General features: G+C 37.4%; 1 protein-coding gene. It reads right to left on the reverse strand.

From position 1 onward, the window contains the following. Positions 1–11: 11 nt before the first annotated feature. The gene (locus CX664_RS24900; RefSeq protein ID WP_244910731.1) at positions 12–1,922 is read right to left on the reverse strand and encodes an ankyrin repeat domain-containing protein; all 1,911 of its coding nucleotides are present in this window, start codon (positions 1,920–1,922) and stop codon (positions 12–14) included. Positions 1,923–1,955 lie beyond the last annotated feature (33 nt).

Consider the following 1,955-nt stretch of genomic DNA (forward strand, 5'->3'; position numbering starts at 1 on the left):
GTTGAGTTGGATTATTCATGGGTTTTCTGACAGGCACTATTTACTAATTCACGTTCATAAAGAGTTTTCAAGCATTTTGGTTTTCCATGAGCTGCAGCATACAGAAACAACCTCGTACATTCTTCTTTGTCTTTGTCTAATTCCATGTACTTGATCATTAACTCCAGGCAGTCGACTTTATCGCCCTGAATAGCCATATGCAATGGTCTGGCACTTTCACCATTAGGAGTATTTAAAGTTTCTTTATATTTTAATTTCTGGACACTTTTCAGAAAAGCTTTATTACCTTTATAAGCTGCATGATGCACTGGGGTATTTCCGTCTACGTCAGGTTCATTGAAATCTTTTTTAGAAAAATTGATTATTTTCAACCATTCTTTTTTGTTTTCTGATCTGGCTATATAATGAAGTAGAATCCAACCTAAATGGTTTTTATCTTTCACATCTGCTTTTGCATTTATCAGTTCTACTACGCATTTTTCACGATTGTTCTGGGCAGCCAAGTGCATCGCTGTGTTTCCATCAATATCTTTATCATTGATAATCATAAGTTTATGTTTATCAACTTTTTTAGACTTCGGATGTTTATTAGTTATTAGCGTATCTATAGATCTTAGTAGAGTAGCAATGCAATCATGTTTACCTGCCAAAGCTGCATAGTGCAGGGGATACCTACCTTTTTTATCTTTAATAATCAAGGCTTCTTCTGGTTGATTCTCCGGTAGAAATTCTTTCAGATATCTATTATTCACTGCAGCAAGGTGAAGGAGTGTTTTATCATCACTATCTTTAACACATAATTTTATAATATCGCAGAATGCTTTTATTTTATGCGAAAAATAATCTTCATTAATGGCAAGTTTCAGGGCAGGTAAGATATTTGAGGTAGAGAATTCTCTTTTGATACTAGACAAGTAGTCAAGGCATGTTTTTTTATTTGATTCATCTTTTGCGTTTGATGCCGCATTTTTTATTTCATATCCTATTGCATAATACAGAACTGATTTTTCATCCCCGTCAGTATGATTGATATCGACACCACATTCGAATAGATACTTGAGACATTCCAGGTGGCCATTTTTAGCAGCATAATGACAAGCTGTTTTCTTACTATTGTCGGGCAGGTTGACATTTGCGCCACAGTTATATTTTAGATGCTTCAAGCATTCAACTCCGCCATATTCAGCAATATAATGCAGAGCCGTTTTCCCATTATCATCACTAACTTTGATATTCAACCAAGTTCTGAGCAAATCCTTCAAATTTTGAACGTTATCTTTCTTGGCTACAGAACAAAGTTGTTCAATTTGCTCTGGCTTCAATATATTGTCTAAATAAAGAGCAGCCTTTTTGGCTAGCAACAAGTCCTTGCACTCGTCACTGGTGTCCATATCTTCTAGCAATATCCCATCATTGTTTATAGTTATAATTGCTCCTGCCTCTAACAATAATTTCACGCATTCACGGTTTTTAGAAACAACAGCGCTGTGCAATGCTGTGCTACCTAAGTCATCAGCCGCGTTGATATCCGCTCCTTTTTCGATTAATAATCTTACGAAATGGGGGTTGCCTCGCTCACAAGCATGATGAAGTGGTGACATCCCATCACAGTCAGCCTTTAAATCCGCTCCCTTGTCTAACAGAAATTTCACGCAACCAAAAAGATTCGCTTGAACGGCGTTGTTTAATGGTGTGTTGCCATGTTTGTCAGTGGCATCAATATCTGCTCTAGCCTCAGTTAATAATTCTACGCACTCTTTGTACTTTTCTTTCCCCACAAACCCTTCTTTTTCGACTCGTTTTTGAGTAGCAAGATGAAGTGGCGTCTTCTTTTTATTGTTAGCTTTTATATTCGCTCCCGCGCCTAACAGCAATTTCACGCAACCAGAATAGCCCCGTTTAGCGGCGAGGTGTAATGGCAGCTATTCCCGACGATTACACGACAATATCCATAG

Origin of the sequence: Endozoicomonas acroporae, assembly GCF_002864045.1 — a bacterium.
GTDB lineage: Bacteria > Pseudomonadota > Gammaproteobacteria > Pseudomonadales > Endozoicomonadaceae > Endozoicomonas > Endozoicomonas acroporae.